The sequence below is a fragment of the Flavobacterium sp. J372 genome, assembly GCF_024699965.1.
In the GTDB taxonomy this organism is placed as follows: domain Bacteria; phylum Bacteroidota; class Bacteroidia; order Flavobacteriales; family Flavobacteriaceae; genus Flavobacterium.
Genome location: NZ_JAJOMZ010000004.1, coordinates 548,340 through 563,321, shown reverse-complemented (window position 1 = coordinate 563,321; position 14,982 = coordinate 548,340). Strand labels below are relative to the sequence as shown.

13 protein-coding genes and 1 tRNA gene are annotated in these 14,982 nt (G+C 42.1%); 10 read left to right on the top strand and 4 right to left on the bottom strand.

Annotated elements, in window-relative coordinates; all coding sequences use genetic code 11:
* Positions 1 to 5: 5 nt before the first annotated feature.
* Both LRS05_RS02935 and LRS05_RS02930 read left to right on the top strand, forming a co-directional pair.
* Positions 6 to 677 carry a head GIN domain-containing protein gene (locus tag LRS05_RS02935; protein WP_257866950.1) on the top strand — a complete coding sequence of 224 codons (672 nt, stop codon included), beginning with the start codon at positions 6 to 8 and terminating at the stop codon, positions 675 to 677.
* Between the two features lie 54 nt (positions 678 to 731).
* Positions 732 to 1,412, top strand: a complete 681-nt coding sequence (locus tag LRS05_RS02930) for a LysE family translocator (protein WP_257866949.1) — start codon at positions 732 to 734, stop codon at positions 1,410 to 1,412.
* Between the two features lie 86 nt (positions 1,413 to 1,498).
* Here LRS05_RS02930 and LRS05_RS02925 read toward each other — a convergent pair.
* A tRNA-Cys gene (locus LRS05_RS02925) sits at positions 1,499 to 1,569 on the bottom strand.
* A 139-nt stretch (positions 1,570 to 1,708) separates the two neighbouring features.
* On the opposite strand from LRS05_RS02925, the gene LRS05_RS02920 reads away from it, so the two are divergent.
* Positions 1,709 to 3,658: an LTA synthase family protein gene (locus LRS05_RS02920; protein WP_374707753.1), complete on the top strand. Its 1,950-nt coding sequence runs from the start codon at positions 1,709 to 1,711 to the stop codon at positions 3,656 to 3,658.
* A gap of 11 nt (positions 3,659 to 3,669) precedes the next feature.
* On the opposite strand, the gene folB is transcribed toward LRS05_RS02920, so the two are convergent.
* On the bottom strand, positions 3,670 to 4,029 hold the full coding sequence (gene folB, locus LRS05_RS02915) for a dihydroneopterin aldolase (protein WP_257866947.1): 360 nt from the start codon (positions 4,027 to 4,029) through the stop codon (positions 3,670 to 3,672).
* Positions 4,030 to 4,159: 130 nt separating this feature from the next.
* Here folB and LRS05_RS02910 point away from each other — a divergent pair, with 130 nt between their 5' ends.
* The 5 genes from LRS05_RS02910 to LRS05_RS02890 all read left to right on the top strand — a co-directional run bounded on the left by LRS05_RS02910 (position 4,160) and on the right by LRS05_RS02890 (position 8,429).
* The gene (locus LRS05_RS02910) at positions 4,160 to 5,359 is read left to right on the top strand and encodes a hypothetical protein (RefSeq protein WP_257866946.1); all 1,200 of its coding nucleotides are present in this window, start codon (positions 4,160 to 4,162) and stop codon (positions 5,357 to 5,359) included.
* 72 nt (positions 5,360 to 5,431) lie between these two features.
* On the top strand, positions 5,432 to 7,117 hold the full coding sequence (locus LRS05_RS02905) for a glutamine--tRNA ligase/YqeY domain fusion protein (RefSeq protein WP_257866945.1): 1,686 nt from the start codon (positions 5,432 to 5,434) through the stop codon (positions 7,115 to 7,117).
* Positions 7,118 to 7,414: 297 nt separating this feature from the next.
* Positions 7,415 to 7,807, top strand: coding sequence for a YtxH domain-containing protein (locus LRS05_RS02900; RefSeq protein ID WP_257866944.1), 393 nt, complete (start codon positions 7,415 to 7,417; stop codon positions 7,805 to 7,807).
* An 11-nt stretch (positions 7,808 to 7,818) separates the two neighbouring features.
* Positions 7,819 to 8,172, top strand: coding sequence for a phage holin family protein (locus LRS05_RS02895; RefSeq protein ID WP_257866943.1), 354 nt, complete (start codon positions 7,819 to 7,821; stop codon positions 8,170 to 8,172).
* Between the two features lie 2 nt (positions 8,173 to 8,174).
* Positions 8,175 to 8,429, top strand: a complete 255-nt coding sequence (locus tag LRS05_RS02890; RefSeq protein ID WP_257866942.1) for a DUF6327 family protein — start codon at positions 8,175 to 8,177, stop codon at positions 8,427 to 8,429.
* A 13-nt stretch (positions 8,430 to 8,442) separates the two neighbouring features.
* Here LRS05_RS02890 and LRS05_RS02885 read toward each other — a convergent pair whose 3' ends face one another.
* Both LRS05_RS02885 and gltX read right to left on the bottom strand, forming a co-directional pair.
* The gene (locus LRS05_RS02885; protein WP_257866941.1) at positions 8,443 to 9,435 is read right to left on the bottom strand and encodes an SPFH domain-containing protein; all 993 of its coding nucleotides are present in this window, start codon (positions 9,433 to 9,435) and stop codon (positions 8,443 to 8,445) included.
* A 77-nt stretch (positions 9,436 to 9,512) separates the two neighbouring features.
* Complete coding sequence (gltX, locus tag LRS05_RS02880) at positions 9,513 to 11,024, bottom strand: glutamate--tRNA ligase (RefSeq protein ID WP_257866940.1); 1,512 nt, start codon at positions 11,022 to 11,024, stop codon at positions 9,513 to 9,515.
* A gap of 197 nt (positions 11,025 to 11,221) precedes the next feature.
* On the opposite strand from gltX, the gene LRS05_RS02875 reads away from it, so the two are divergent.
* Positions 11,222 to 14,569, top strand: a complete 3,348-nt coding sequence (locus LRS05_RS02875) for a DUF4175 family protein (RefSeq protein ID WP_257866939.1) — start codon at positions 11,222 to 11,224, stop codon at positions 14,567 to 14,569.
* Entirely contained in the window at positions 14,562 to 14,981 is a 420-nt protein-coding gene (ybeY, locus tag LRS05_RS02870) for an rRNA maturation RNase YbeY (protein WP_257866938.1), read from the top strand. Before LRS05_RS02875 ends, ybeY begins: the two co-directional genes overlap by 8 nt.
* Position 14,982: the final 1 nt, after the last annotated feature.

Below are 14,982 nucleotides of genomic sequence, written 5' to 3'. Positions count from 1 at the left end.
ATTTTATGAAGAGATTAATTTTAATAGCTTTTGTAATAGCAGGACTATCAGTATCAGCACAGGAAATTACCTTAAATCTCGGTGATTTCTCTACGGTGAAAGTATATGACCAAATTAGCCTGAAGCTGGTGGCATCAACTGAAAATAAGATAGTTATTAGAGGCGCAAAAGCAGAAGATGTAGAGCCTGTAACTAAAGGCAATACGCTTAAAGTTAAAATGAAGACTTTGAAACTGCTTCAGGGTGAAGATATTACAGCAACGCTATATTATAAAAACATAGACCATATAGGTGCTTATGAAGGTGCCTATGTATCAAGTGAAGATACTTTCAAGGCTACATCTTTTGAAATTGATGCACAGGAAGGCGGCGTAGTTAAACTGATTCTGGATGTGCAAAAACTGAAATCACGCATACAAACCGGTGGTGAGCTTGAGTTAAGCGGAAAGGCCGCCTATCATGATAACAGCATTACATCAGCAGGCAAACTCAAAGCAAAACCCCTTGAAACACAAACCACTGAAATTGTTATAAATGCAGGAGGCAATGCAGATATTACCGCAAAAATACTGGCTGATGCCCAAATAAGGGCAGGGGGTACCATTGATATTTACGGCAATCCGAAACAGGTGAAGAAGCGCACGGCTGCAGGCGGTAAGATAAAAGTGCGGGAGTAATGTTATTTTATCATTAAGATTAAAACACTAAATTGCGTTCGCTAAAACAAACGAATGCTGAACGATATCCTTATAGCCATACCCTGGGGTTTCATACTGAGTTTCATGCCCGGAGCTGTATTTTTTGTACTCCTTGAAACCAGTGTGTTAAAAGGCATAAGGGCCGCAATGGCGTTTAATTTTGGCGTAATTCTGGCAGATATTGTTTTTATCCTTATAGCTTATTTCAGCAGCTACAGGCTTATACAAAGCATTAAGAACGATCCTGCGCTGTTTATTTTTGGCGGGCTGATACTGATAACCTTTGGCGTCATATCTTTCCTTAAAAACAAAAAGGACGCTAAAGAAGAGGCCATTGACGTAATAGGCGCCGATATTGTAAAGACAAACTACCTCAAGCTTTTCATCAAAGGTTTTTTCCTCAACTTTATAAATGTTGGCGTACTTGGTTTCTGGTTAACTATAATTATTACAACCGGGCCTAAGCTTAATATGGTGCCATCAAGAATGCTCACTTTTTTTACGGCAGTAATTGCGGCTTATTTCATTACTGATATTTTCAAGATAATGGCTGCTAAGCAGTTAAGAAGGTTTTTAACCCCATCAAACATCATTAAAGTTAAGAAAGGCATTAGCATAGTACTTATTATTTTTGGGGCAGCTTTATTAATCCAAGGCTGTTTTCCGGCAAAAGGGAAAATGGTAGATTCTGCAATAGAAAAGCTGGAGAATTAGTTGATTGTAGATTATATAGAGATATATCCTTACATTTTGACTTAAACAAAAAAAGCTGCCAGATATCTGACAGCTTTTTGCATTTGAGGCATCTAGCGGATTCGAACCGCTGTAGCAGGTTTTGCAGACCTGTGCCTAGCCGCTCGGCCAAGATGCCCTGAGCGTGGATGGCAAATTTACATATTATTTACACTATCGCAAGAAAAAAGTGTACTGAAAGAAAAAAATTCCTATACTTGCCTCAAAATAAAAAAGTTAACATTTCGTTAATACAAATTTTAGATTTATTTAACAGGATGAAAAAGCTGGCTCACCTAAAACCAATATTAAGTTTTATTTTTATTGGCCTATGTATCACAACATTAAGCAGGTTGATATTGTTTCTGGTCTTTGAAGACAGGGTAGATGATTCACCACATTATTGGTATATTTTCCCGATTGGCTTGCGGTTTGACCTGATACTGTTATGTTACCTTTCATTTTTACCGGCAATTATCCTTTCACTGGTGCCGGATAGATTTTTAAGCTATTTTAAAGTATTTCTGTACGGGTATTTTACACTGCTGCTCTGCATTTTGCTGATCATGGAACTATCAACTCTTGATTTCGTACAGCAATATGATACCCGGCCAAACAGGCTTTTCCTTGATTATCTCATATACCCGAAAGAAGTTATAGGAACATTGTTTAAAAGTTACCTCCCTTCAATTATAATCACATTAGTTGTAATGTCGGTATTCATTTATTTGCTGTACAGGCGGCGACAAAAGCTTTTTGTACCAGTTACGAATGATTATAAATGGAGGCTGCTGGTGTTTCCGGTAGTGGCTTTTTTGCTTTTTGTGGGTGCGCGTTCAAGCCTTACCTCAAAAAGGCCGATAAACGCCAGTAATGCTGTATTTTCATTTGACCAGCTTACTAATTCATTCGGGCTTAACTCAACATACACTGTGGCTTTCGCAGCATATTCATTAAAAAATGAAGATAATGCAGCAAAAATGTATGGTAAAATGGACAAGGAAGAAGCCTACAGCCGCGTAAAGAAATACATGACAGCCGCGCCTGAAGATTTTACAGATAAAGACTTTCCGCTGCTTCACATTCAGGATGCAGATTTCAAGCGAAAAAAACCATGCAACATAGTGATTTTCCTTCAGGAGAGTTTGGGTGCTGAGTATGTGGGTGCCCTCGGTGGTATGCCTTTAACGCCTGAATTCGACAAGCTTACAAAAGAAGGATTACTATTTAGAAACCTGTATTGCACCGGCACAAGAAGCGTAAGAGGTATTGAGGCAGTAGTTTCAGGATTTTTACCATCACCGTCTGAAAGCGTGGTAAAGCTTAGCAACTCGCAGACAGGGTTCTTTACCCTGGCCGATATACTTCAGGATAACGGCTATGATACCAGCTTTATATACGGCGGTATGGCTAATTTTGATAACATGGCTGCTTTCTTTAACGGCAATGGCTTTCAGAATATCATTGATGAGGAGGATTTTGACAGCGATGGTAAAAAATATGCTATGAAAGGCACATGGGGTTACAGTGATGAAGACCTTGCTGTAAAAGCCAATGATTACTTTAAAACAAAAGGTAATAAGCCATTCTTTTCATTAATGTTCTCTACCTCAAACCATGAGCCGTTTGAGTTTCCTGATGGCAGGATAAAGCTGCATGACAAAGAGAAAAATACGGTACATAACGCAATGAAATATGCCGATTTCTCTATTGGTAAATTCTTTGAGCTGGCTAAGAAAGAAGCATATTTCAAAAACACGATTTTCATTGTAATTGCCGACCATAATACCCGAACTTATGGCAAGAGCCTGGTACCTGTAAATAAATTCCACATCCCTGCGCTGGTTATAGGCCCGGGTGTGCCAAAAGGGGAGAAGTACACTAAACTTTGCAGCCAGATTGATATGGGGCCGTCATTGCTTAGCCTGGCCGGAATAACTGCCGAGACACCAATGCCCGGCAGGAATATTTTCGATATAAAGCCGACAGATGAAGGGCGTGCCATTATGCAGTTTCATGACATAAACGCCTTCAGGGTAGAAGACAGAGTAGTGATAATGCAGCCTGGTAAAGAGCCATTACAGTTCAGGCTTATTAATGACACCGTTATGAGGCCCATGCGCCTAGACCCTGAACTGGCTAAAGATGCCCTGGCACATGTAATAACAGCGTCAAACCTTTACAGCGACGGCAAATACAAGATAAAGCATAAAAAAAAGAGGGTATAACCCTCTTTTTTTTATGACCTGTATTCTTCAAGCTGGACAATAACCATTTCAACATCACCACCTATCGGCGGATTTAATTTACTTACTCCCAGTAATATCCGGGAAACTTCAGGCAATTCAGCAAAAATGCGTTTTACAATGCGGTGTGCCACATGCTCCAGCAATTTTGAACGTATTGCCATTTCTTCAACAACAATGCGGTTAAGGTGTACGTAATCAACCGTATCAGCCAACTCATCTGTTTCTTTAGGCTTCCTCATATCGGCCTTAATTTCCAAATCCACCCTGTAATCACTGCCAATTTTCGCTTCTTCTTCAAGGCAGCCGTGGTAAGAAAAGGTACGTATATTTTGTAATTTGATTATACCCATTTATTGTAATGTTTAAAGTTGTAAAGTTAGGAAGTTTTGGCGCTACCGATAAAGTTTTGTAATACCCTTTTAACAATTTCAATTTTTATATTTTAGCCGAAATTATAATCATTAAACCAACACACCCGTAATGAAAAAAATCTTTATTCTTTGTTCTTTCCTATTCTTTATCACTGCAACCGCCCAAACCACATTCCAAAAAGGATATTTTGTAACTAAAACCAACCAACAGACAGAATGCTTGATTAAAAACTATGACTGGAACAGAATCCCGACTGAAATTGAATATAAAACAGACGAGTCAGCCGAAGTAAAGAAAATTTACACGTCTCAGCTTCAATCATTTTATATTGAGGGTACATCTCACATGTATAAAGAATACGACGTGCCGGCAATCCCTGAGCAGAAGGGCAACATTGCAATAAAATCCGGAAAGCAGCTTTTAAAAGTTATTGCTGAAGGTAAAGCCTCATTATTAAAAAATGGAGATGATATATATTTTCTCCATTTTGAAGGCCAGCCTGTAAAACCCTTAATATACACCAGGTATTTAAGTACTGCTACTGGTAGGGAAGAAACTGATAACAGTTTCAGATTAGAATTATACAATAGCTTAAAATGTGAAACTGTAGGTGATATACGAAAGATTAAATATAATGAAAATCAGCTACTTGGAGTCATTACAAGGTATAATGAGTGTCAAGATTCAGAAACTGTGAACTATGCTGAAAGGAAAACAATGGCGGACTTTAATCTTAGAGTTGTCACAGGGATAAATTTTTATACATCGAAAATTGATGTACTCCTAGAAAGATTTGGTGTTGGAGGAAGCGGTTATGATCAGATAAGTTTAGAAGGTGATGCAGAAACAAACATTTTACTAGGATTTGAAGCAGAAATCAGGCTTCCATTCAACCATAAAAAATGGGCTTTATTTACAACTCCTACCTATAATAGTCAAGGTGAGATATCTCAATATATTAAGGCGTATGATGCTGATTTAAAGATAACTGGATACTCCTACGTAGAAATGCCTTTAGGAATTAGACATTATTTCATTTTAAATAAGAATTCTGAACTTAATCTTGACATAGCTTATGGCTTCAATACTGTTATCGGTTCAAAGCCCACGGCAACTTATACCAGGAATAATAACATATTAAATATCGATTATAAGAACGCAAATTCAGGTTCATCGTTATTGCGGGTTGGCTTTGGTTATATTTACAAAAATTATAGTGCAGGAATCAACTATTACGCTAAAAAGTCACTTACACACAGTAATACAAACGGCTCAATATCTGTTTTACTTGGTTACAAGATTCTATAATTGAACTTTCAGACTTTCAACTTTACAACATTCAAACTAATCCATACCTTTGCCATCATATAAAAAACCACTATGTCGGCTGAAGAAAGATCACTGAATTTTATAGAACAAATAATAGAAGACGATTTAAAAGCAGGCCTGTCTCAGGATAAGCTGCGTTTTCGTTTCCCGCCAGAGCCTAATGGCTACCTGCACGTAGGCCATGCCAGCGCCATCTGCCTGAACTTTGGTCTGGGGCTGCGTTACAAGGCACCTGTAAACCTGCGTTTTGATGATACCAACCCTGCCAAAGAAGAGCAGGAGTATGTTAATGCCATAAAGAAAGATGTAGAGTGGCTTGGCTTTAAATGGGCTGAAGAGCGCTATGCATCAGACTATTTTCAGGAGCTGTATGACTGGGCTATTGAGTTTATAAAGAACGGCAAGGCTTACGTTGACAGCCAGACCAGCGAAGAAATGGCTAAGCAAAAAGGTACGCCTACACAGCCGGGCACCAACAGCCCGTACCGTGACCGCAGCGTAGAAGAGAACCTCCGCCTTTTTGAAGGTATGAAGAACGGTGACTTCCCTGAAGGGCAGCATATTCTTCGCGCAAAAATAGATATGGCGTCACCTAATATGCTGATGCGCGACCCTATTATGTACCGCGTTATACACGCGCACCATCACCGCACAGGCGACAACTGGTGCATTTACCCTATGTATGACTGGGCACATGGCGAAAGCGATTACCTGGAGCAGATAACACACTCTCTTTGTACGCTTGAATTTTTGCCGCACAGGGAGCTTTATGACTGGTTCCTTGACCAGATATATGACAGCAGCAAAGTACGCCCTAAACAGCGTGAATTTGCCCGCCGTAACCTAAGCCATACCGTTGTAAGCAAGCGTAAGCTGCTTCAGCTGGTGACCGAAGGTCATGTAAAAGGCTGGGACGACCCACGTATGAGTACTATTTCCGGCATGCGCAGAAGGGGATACACACCTGCCGCTATACGCAATTTTGCTGATACAATAGGTATTGCCAAACGTACCAACCTTATTGATGTTTCGCTGCTGGAATTCTGCGTGCGCGAAGACCTGAACAAAACCGCACCACGTGTTATGGCGGTGTTAGACCCGGTTAAGCTCATCATCACTAATTATCCTGAAGGAAAAGAAGAATGGCTTGAGGCAGAAAATAATCCTGAAGATGAAAGCACAGGCTCACGCCAGGTGCCTTTTTCGCGTGAATTATATATTGAGCGTGAAGACTTTATGGAGAATGCCAACAGCAAGTATTTCCGTTTGACGCTGGGCAAAGAGGTTCGCCTAAAGAACGCTTACATTATTAAAGGCGAAAGCGTTGTGAAGGATGCTGACGGCAATATTACTGAAATACATGCCACATATGATGCAGACTCAAAAAGCGGCAGTGGTACTGAAGCCAGCCTTCGTAAGATAAAAGGGACCATTCACTGGGTATCAATACAACATGCGCTTCCTGCTGAAATCAGGATATATGACAGGCTATTTACACATGAAAATCCTGACGGTGATAAAGAGGTTGACTTTAAAGAGTACATCAATCCTAATTCACTTGAAGTGATCACAGGTTATCTTGAACCGGGACTGAAGGATGCGAAAGCAGGGGAGCACTACCAGTTTCAGCGCCTGGGATATTTTTGTGTTGATCCTGACAGTACCGATGGTAAACCTGTGTTCAACAAAACGGTTGGCCTTCGTGATACCTGGGCTAAGGTTGAAAGTAAAGAATAGTTTATATAAAGTATATTTATCAGAACCCGGAATAGCATCCGGGTTTTTCTATTATATATATTTACTATACTTTCAGTCAATACAATCAGGAATGATTATCAAAATCGACTTCCATATTTCAAATATAAAGCATTCTTTTTTGTAAGAAAGGCGTAGAGTCATTTGATATAAAGAAACCTTGTAAAATCGCTTTATTTTCAGTTTTCACATTGTTTGGCTAATACTTAACGGTGTTTTAACATCTTACAAATATTTATGTGGCTACCTTTATCATTATTAATTCAAAAAACAATAATCATGGCTGGTAAAACAGGAACAGTATTAGCTGTATTGGCAGGAGCCGCAGTAGGCGCTGCAATAGGAATTTTATTCGCTCCGGATCAGGGTACAAATACCCGCAGGAAAATTAAAGACGGCTACGGCCAGAAGCGCGATGAGCTGAAAGATAAGATAAGTGAACTTACAGAGCAGCTTAAAGGCAGGCTTGGCACATCTAAAGAAGGCCTTGAAGCGGGTTTTGATAAACTTGTTGCAAGCGTTGAAGAGAAAAAAGATGACATTATCTCTACACTTGAGCGCAAGCTTGAAGAACTTAAAAGTAAAGGCGCTACGGCATCTCATATGGCTGATGAAGCTACAACAGGAGGTAAAACCGCAGCATCTAAAGGTGCAACCGGCGCTGCCATATAAATAAGCATAGTATGGGATTAGAAGACGTAAAAGAAAACATAGGTGACCTGAAGCAGCAGGCGAAAGAAGTATTTGAGGCCAACCTCAGGTATTACAAGCTATGGGGTTTCAAGATACTTATGAAATCTACTACAATGATGCTGAAGATGTTCCTTTTGGCCATCATGCTGCTCATTGTTACAGTCTTCTTTTCTATTGCTGCTGCACTGGCAATAGGATATTGGCTGGATAACCATGCGCTTGGATTCTTAATTGTTGGTGTAATTTACCTCGTGGCCGCCATCATTGTATATAAAATTCAGGACAAGATTGTAGAAGGGCCTATTTTAGCGAAGTTCTCAAGGATATTTTTAAAAAGCTATTGATTATGAATACCAAAGTATATTACACATACGACCAGATCAATAAAGACCTTGAGATAATGAAGGTGGAGAAAGACCTTGCCTATGCCAGGCTTCTGAAGGAACTTGATGAAACCAAAGAAAGCCTGCAGCCGGATAACCTCATTGGCGAGACACCTAAAAAAGTTTTAGGCGTACTCGGAATGCTCTCCGGCCCGCTTAAGAGCGCGGCGCTTACATACCTCTTTAAAAGATATTTTAAAAAAGAATCCCGCTCGTAAGGCGGGATTTTTTTTATTGCTCATCATTGGTTTCTTCCTGTGGCGGGAGCTCATTGCGCCTGTTGCGCTCATTATCTTCGCGGTCGCGTTTGCGTGGTCTTTGCAGTTTCATAGATTCGCCTACCTGGTTACTGGCCACAAATGATGCCACCATATTGTTCAGCATCTCGCTGCCCGCCTGCGGTGAGTTAGGCAATAATATCAAGTTGCTGTTGGTATCTCCGCCAATGGCCTGTAACGTATCATAATGCTGTGTAACCACAATAAGCGCAGATGCTTCCTGGCTGTTAATGCCCACCTGGTTTAGCACGTCAACACTTTCAACCAGTCCACGTGCAATCTCCCTGCGCTGGTCGGCAATACCCTGCCCTTGAAGCCTTTTACTTTCCGCTTCTGCCTTAGCTTTAGCTACAATACGTATGCGTTGCGCTTCTGCTTCATACTCCGCAGCCGATTTCTCACGGTCAGCAGCATTGATGCGGTTCATCGCATTTTTCACCTGAATATCCGGGTCAATGTCAGTAATCAAAGTATTGATGATGTCATAACCATAGGTTGTCATGGCTTCATTAAGCTCGCGCTTCACAGCAATGGCAATATCATCTTTGCGTTCAAAAACATCGTCTAGCTTCAGCTTGGGTACTTCTGCACGCACCACATCAAATACATAAGATGTTATCTGGTCGTGCGGGTATTCCAGTTTATAGAATGCTTCATACACCTTCTCCTGGATTACCTTAAACTGCACAGAAACTTTCATCTTCACGAACACGTTCTCCTTCGTTTTGGTCTCTATGATAACATCAAGTTGCTGTATCTTAAGGTTAAGCCTGCCGGCAATTTTATCTATCACCGGAATTTTGAGGTGAAGCCCAGCATGGCGTATACTCTGAAACTTGCCGAAACGCTCAATAATAGCTGCTGTTTGTTGCTTTACTGTAAAGAATGACGACAAGAAAATGAACAGGCCGATAATTAATAAAATGTAGTAAGGGATGTTTTCCATAATTCTTGGTTTTTGATTTTGTGTAAGGTATAGATTTTTATGGATATAAAAAAGCCTCCGGTTAGGGAGGCTTCATCTTATCCTAAATTTTCAATCGCAGCTTTTATCCTGAGTATAGTTTCTTCTTTGCCTATCATCGCCATGATATCAAACAGATGAGGGCCTTTCATAGCCCCTACAAGGCTTAAACGCAGGGGCTGCATCACTTTACCTATCCCGATGCCGTTTTCTTCCATCCAAGCCTTTATAACGCTTTCAAGGTTAGCTGAAGTGAAGTCCAGCGTGTTCTGTACCACGTCAATCAGCTGCTGCATGATTTCGGCAGTTTCAGGCTTCCAGTTCTTTATGGTTTTCTCATCGTAGGTTTGCGGGGCGGTAAAGAAATAATCGCTCAGGTCCCAAAGCTCACTGGCAAATGTGGCCCGTTCTTTAACTAAAGCAACCACTTCAGTTACATACTCAATCGGTTTGTTGATGCCTTTCTGCAAAAGAACGTGTGACAGCGCATGCGCAATCTTTTCGTTATCCTGCCTGCCAAAATACTGGTGGTTGAACCATTTGTTCTTTTCCGGGTCAAACTTAGCCCCAGCCTTATGTACACGCTCCAGATCGAACAACTGCACCAGTTCATCAAGTGTAAACAATTCCTGGTCGGTACCGGGATTCCAGCCCAGCATGGCCAGGAAGTTCACTACAGCTTCAGGTAAATAGCCCTGCTCACGATAACCCGGAGAGGTAGTGCCGTCAGCATTCTTCCATTCCAGCGGGAAAACCGGGAAGCCCAGTTTATCGCCATCGCGTTTAGAGAGCTTGCCGTTGCCTACAGGCTTCAATATAAGTGGCAGGTGTGCAAATTCCGGCGCTTCCCAGCCAAATGCCCTGTACAGCAATGCATGCAGCGGGAGAGAAGGAAGCCACTCTTCACCGCGTATCACGTGGGTGGTTTCCATCAGGTGGTCATCAACAATGTTGGCGAGGTGGTAGGTTGGCATCCCATCGCTCTTGAATAACACTTTATCATCAAGCAGGCTTGAATCAAATTTAATATCCCCACGGATAATATCTTTTAGTTGAAGCGTCTCGCCAACCGGCGTTTTAAAACGTATCACATAAGCATCTCCGGCATCAAGCCTTTGCTGTACCGCATCCGCAGAAAGGTTAAGCGAGGTGTCGAGCGTGTCTCTGTTTGTATGGTTGTATATAAAAGTCTGTCCTGCGGCTTCGGCATCAGAGCGAAGTTTGTCAAGCGCTTCAGGAGTGTCAAATGCATAGTACGCCCAGCCTGACTCAACCAGTGCAAGCGCGTATTGCCTGTACATATCCTTGCGCTCACTTTGGCGGTAAGGGCCATAATTGCCTTCTTTACCCGGGCCTTCGTCAAACGGGATGCCGCACCAGTTAAGCGCTTCCACAATATATTCTTCCGCGCCGGGCACGTAGCGGTTCTGGTCGGTATCTTCAATCCTCAGGTAGAAAACACCGTTATGTTTCTTTGCGAATAAGTAGTTGAAAAGGGCAGTCCTTACGCCGCCTATGTGCAGCGGACCTGTAGGGCTTGGGGCAAAACGCACCCGTACTTGCTTGGCCATTGTTGATAAATTTTGGCGCAAAGATACAATTTAGCAGGTTTTCAACAGGAGGAATTACATTATCAAATCACGTCAATTTCTGTAAACGCTTGTGCCTGCTGATGTTAATGTTTTGCCACAAAATCATACAGGCCAAAATTTAGCGTTTATGCATTAGTATAATTTGTAATTTTATCGGTTATAAACAATTGTTGAGATTGGAAGCGAAAAACACCATATACCTGAAGCTTGAGGGCTTCATCAAAAAATACTATACGAACGAGCTTATCCGCGGGAGTATACTTTTCCTCGCGATAGGCCTCATGTACTTTATATTTACGTTGCTGGTTGAATATTTCCTGTGGCTGCCAAGTAATGGTCGTACCGCCTTGTTCTGGCTTTTTATTGCAGTGGAAGCCTTTCTGCTGCTTCGGTTCATTCTGTTCCCGATATTTAAGCTCTTCAAATTGCAGAAAGGTATTGGGTATGAAGAAGCCTCGTCAATCATTGGCAATCACTTCTCAGAAATCAGCGATAAGCTGACCAATTTCCTTCAACTGTCCGGACAAAGCCAACATAGCGAATTACTGGCGGCTTCCATCGAGCAAAAAGCAAATACCCTGCAGCCGATACCTTTTACCAATGCGGTGAACTTTAAAAAGAACATGAAGTATGTGCCGTATGCGGCTGTGCCTTTGCTGTTGATATTATTTTTCCTGATAAGCGGAAACGGGTCGGTTATTTCATCAAGCTTTACCCGTGTGGTGAATTATGAGAAGCATTACGCGCCACCGGCACCGTTTGAGTTTGTGGTATTGAATAATTCTCTCATTGCCCAACAGGAAACCGACTTTGTACTGGAAGTAAAAACGCAGGGAAGGATAGTCCCCGAGAATGCCACGATTACCATTGGCGAAGAGAACTATTTCCTTGAGCCTGTGAGTCCGGGTGTTTTCCGTTATCGTTTTGAAAAGCCAACCAAAGATATTGCCTTTACACTCCAGGCAAATAGTGTAACATCCCGCCCGTACGAACTGAATGTTGTGGCCGTGCCTACCATCGCTAATTTTGAAATGACACTGCAATTCCCTGGCTACCTCGGCAAGAAGGCTGAAGTTGTTCGTGGAACTGGAAACGCTGTCGTACCGGAAGGCACTAAAGTAACCTGGAAGGTAAATGCCCTCGCTACAAATAGCATCGAGTGGGTGTCAAATGGCAGTGTTTCAGCATTTAATGCGAATGAAAATGTCTTCAGCTATAGTAAAAATATTACTCAAAATACAGAATACCAGGTTCTTACATCAAATAGTAAAGTAAAACACCATGAAAAGCTGCAATACCAGATCACAACTATCAAAGATCAGTACCCTACAATATCTGTTTCCGCGGCGCCCGACAGCCTGAAGCTGAAGCGTGAGATAATGCTGGGCGAGGTGAGCGATGATTACGGGCTTACAAAACTGCAGGTAGTGTATTACCCTAAGGATAATCCGAACGCTGCCAAACGTGGAACACTGCCGGTTAAAAAAGACGCGGTGGACAGGTTTTATTACACCTTCCCCAACGGGCTCAACCTGCAGGGAGGCGTAGCCTATGAATATTACTTTGAAGTGTTTGACAATGACGCGGCACATGGGTATAAGAGTGCAAGGTCATCGGTTTTCTCTCACAGGGAGCTAACACAGGACGAGCAGCAGGAACAGGTGCTTCAGGACCAGAACAGCAACATCAACAACCTGGAGAAATCTATTAAGAACCAGGACAAACAACTTCAGGAACTCGACAAGCTGCAGAAAATGGGTAAGGAGAAAACCAACCTCGACTTTAAAGACCAAAAGAAAGTTCAGGATTTCATTAACCGCCAAAAACAGCAGGATGAGATGATGAAGGAGTTCTCAAAGAAGCTTCAGGATAACCTGGAGCAATTCAATCCTGAAAAGAAAGACGAGATGAAGGAGGAGCTGATGAAGCGCCTTGAGAAGAATGAGAAGGAAGCTGAAAAGAACCAAAAACTGCTGGACGAGCTGAAAGAACTTACTAATAAACTTAAAGAGGAGGAACTGTTTGACAAGATTGACCAGTTTAAGCAAAAGGCAAAGAACCAAACTAAGAGCCTTGAGCAGCTGGTAGAACTTACAAAACGTTTTTATGTTGAAAAGAAGGCGGAGCAGATTGCCGACAAGCTTAATAAGCTTGGCGACAAGGAAGACAAGCTCAGCGAAAGTAAAGAAAACAATGCGCAAAAGCAGGACGAGATAAATAAGGAGTTTGACAAACTTCAGGAAGAAATGCGCGAACTGGAGAAACAGAACGAGGAACTTAAGAAGCCGATGGATATACCTGCCGATAAGCAGGAGGAGCAAAAGATTGAGGAGGATATGCAGAAAGCTTCGGAAGAACTCCAAAAGCAGAATGCAGATAAAGACCAGAAGGCACAGAAAGCCAAACCTAAGCAAAAGTCAGCTGCCCAGAAAATGAAAAAAATGGGCCAGAAGATGATGGAGATGATGGCAGGGGGCGAGATGGAGCAGTTGCAGGAAGATGTAAAAATGCTTCGTCAGATACTGGATAACCTGCTGGCATATTCGTTCTCACAGGAAGATGTTATGGATAACTTCAAATCGTCAAACGGGCGTACTGCGGCGTATGGTTCTTACCTAAAAAGGCAGCAGGATTTAAAGCAGCAGTTCCGCCATGTGGATGACAGCCTGTTTGCAATGTCGCTGCGCAACCCAAAAATCGGCGATGAGATAACCAAAGAGGTCGGCAATGTGCATTATTACGTAGACAAAGCGTTGGCTGACCTTGCCGAGAATATTGTTAATCGCGGTGTAAGTAACCAGCAGTATGCCATTACATCAGCCAACAAGCTTGCCGACTTTTTAAGTGATGCGCTCAACAATATGCAGAACCAGCTGCAGATGCAGAGTTCCGGTGGCGGTAAACCTAAGCCGGGACAAGGACAGGGTGAAGGCATGCAGTTGCCTGATATAATTAAGAAACAGGAAGGCCTTGCTGAAAAGATGCAAAAAGGCATGAAAAAAGGAGGTAAAGAAGGTGGCGAAGAACCCGACAAGCAAGGTAAAGACGGTGAGAAGGGCGATAAAGGCGGTAAAAAAGGCGGACAGGAAGGTGAAAATGGTGAGGGTGGCGAAGGTGAGGCAGGAGAGTTACTGGAGATTTATAAGGAACAGCAACGCCTGCGCGAGCAGTTGCAAAAAGCGCTTGAGAAGCAGGGCATGGGCGGCAATGGGCAGAATGCCTTAAAGCAAATGAAAGATATAGAAAAGCAATTGCTGAATAAAGGCTTTAAAAATGAGACGCTGCAACGCATGCAAAACCTAAAGCATGAGCTATTAAAGCTTGACCGCGCCATACAGCAGCAGGGCGAAGAGAACAAGCGCCAGAGCCAGACCAACAAAAAAGAGTTTAATAATACGAATAATCAACTGCCTGAGGCGCTGAAAGAATATTTGAATAGTGTTGAAATATTAAACAGGCAAGCACTACCTTTGCGCCCTAATTTTAACCAGAGGGTGCAAACCTACTTTAAGAAGAATGATTAGTTTTAATTACGAGACCGAATTTGAGTTAGATAACGAGGCACGCTACGAGCAATGGCTATCAGAAGTAATAGCCTCTGAAGGGAAAAAAGAAGGTGAAATTAGCTATATTTTTTGTGATGACGATTATCTTCTTGAAATAAACAAGCATTATCTCGACCACGACACGCTGACGGATATCATTAGTTTTGATTATACAGTGGGTAATGAAATAGGTGGTGACATCTTCATTTCGGTTGAACGGGTTAAGGATAATGCGGTTGATTTCAACGTTGCATTTGAAGAAGAATTGCGACGTGTAATGGCGCATGGCGTTTTGCACTACTGTGGTTACAAAGACAAGACAGAAGCTGACGAACAGCTGATGCGAAATAAAGAAGAGGAAAAAATTGCTATGTTCCACGTGGAACAGTAGT

Coding starts and splice junctions, on each gene's coding strand:
- LRS05_RS02895 (WP_257866943.1), top strand. CDS start 7,819: ATGGGATTAGAAGACGTAAAAGAAAACATAGGTGACCTGAAGCAGCAG.
- LRS05_RS02935 (WP_257866950.1), top strand. CDS start 6: ATGAAGAGATTAATTTTAATAGCTTTTGTAATAGCAGGACTATCAGTA.
- folB (WP_257866947.1), bottom strand. CDS start 4,029: ATGGGTATAATCAAATTACAAAATATACGTACCTTTTCTTACCACGGC.
- ybeY (WP_257866938.1), top strand. CDS start 14,562: ATGATTAGTTTTAATTACGAGACCGAATTTGAGTTAGATAACGAGGCA.
- LRS05_RS02890 (WP_257866942.1), top strand. CDS start 8,175: ATGAATACCAAAGTATATTACACATACGACCAGATCAATAAAGACCTT.
- LRS05_RS02920 (WP_374707753.1), top strand. CDS start 1,709: ATGAAAAAGCTGGCTCACCTAAAACCAATATTAAGTTTTATTTTTATT.
- LRS05_RS02905 (WP_257866945.1), top strand. CDS start 5,432: ATGTCGGCTGAAGAAAGATCACTGAATTTTATAGAACAAATAATAGAA.
- gltX (WP_257866940.1), bottom strand. CDS start 11,024: ATGGCCAAGCAAGTACGGGTGCGTTTTGCCCCAAGCCCTACAGGTCCG.
- LRS05_RS02885 (WP_257866941.1), bottom strand. CDS start 9,435: ATGGAAAACATCCCTTACTACATTTTATTAATTATCGGCCTGTTCATT.
- LRS05_RS02930 (WP_257866949.1), top strand. CDS start 732: ATGCTGAACGATATCCTTATAGCCATACCCTGGGGTTTCATACTGAGT.
- LRS05_RS02910 (WP_257866946.1), top strand. CDS start 4,160: ATGAAAAAAATCTTTATTCTTTGTTCTTTCCTATTCTTTATCACTGCA.
- LRS05_RS02900 (WP_257866944.1), top strand. CDS start 7,415: ATGGCTGGTAAAACAGGAACAGTATTAGCTGTATTGGCAGGAGCCGCA.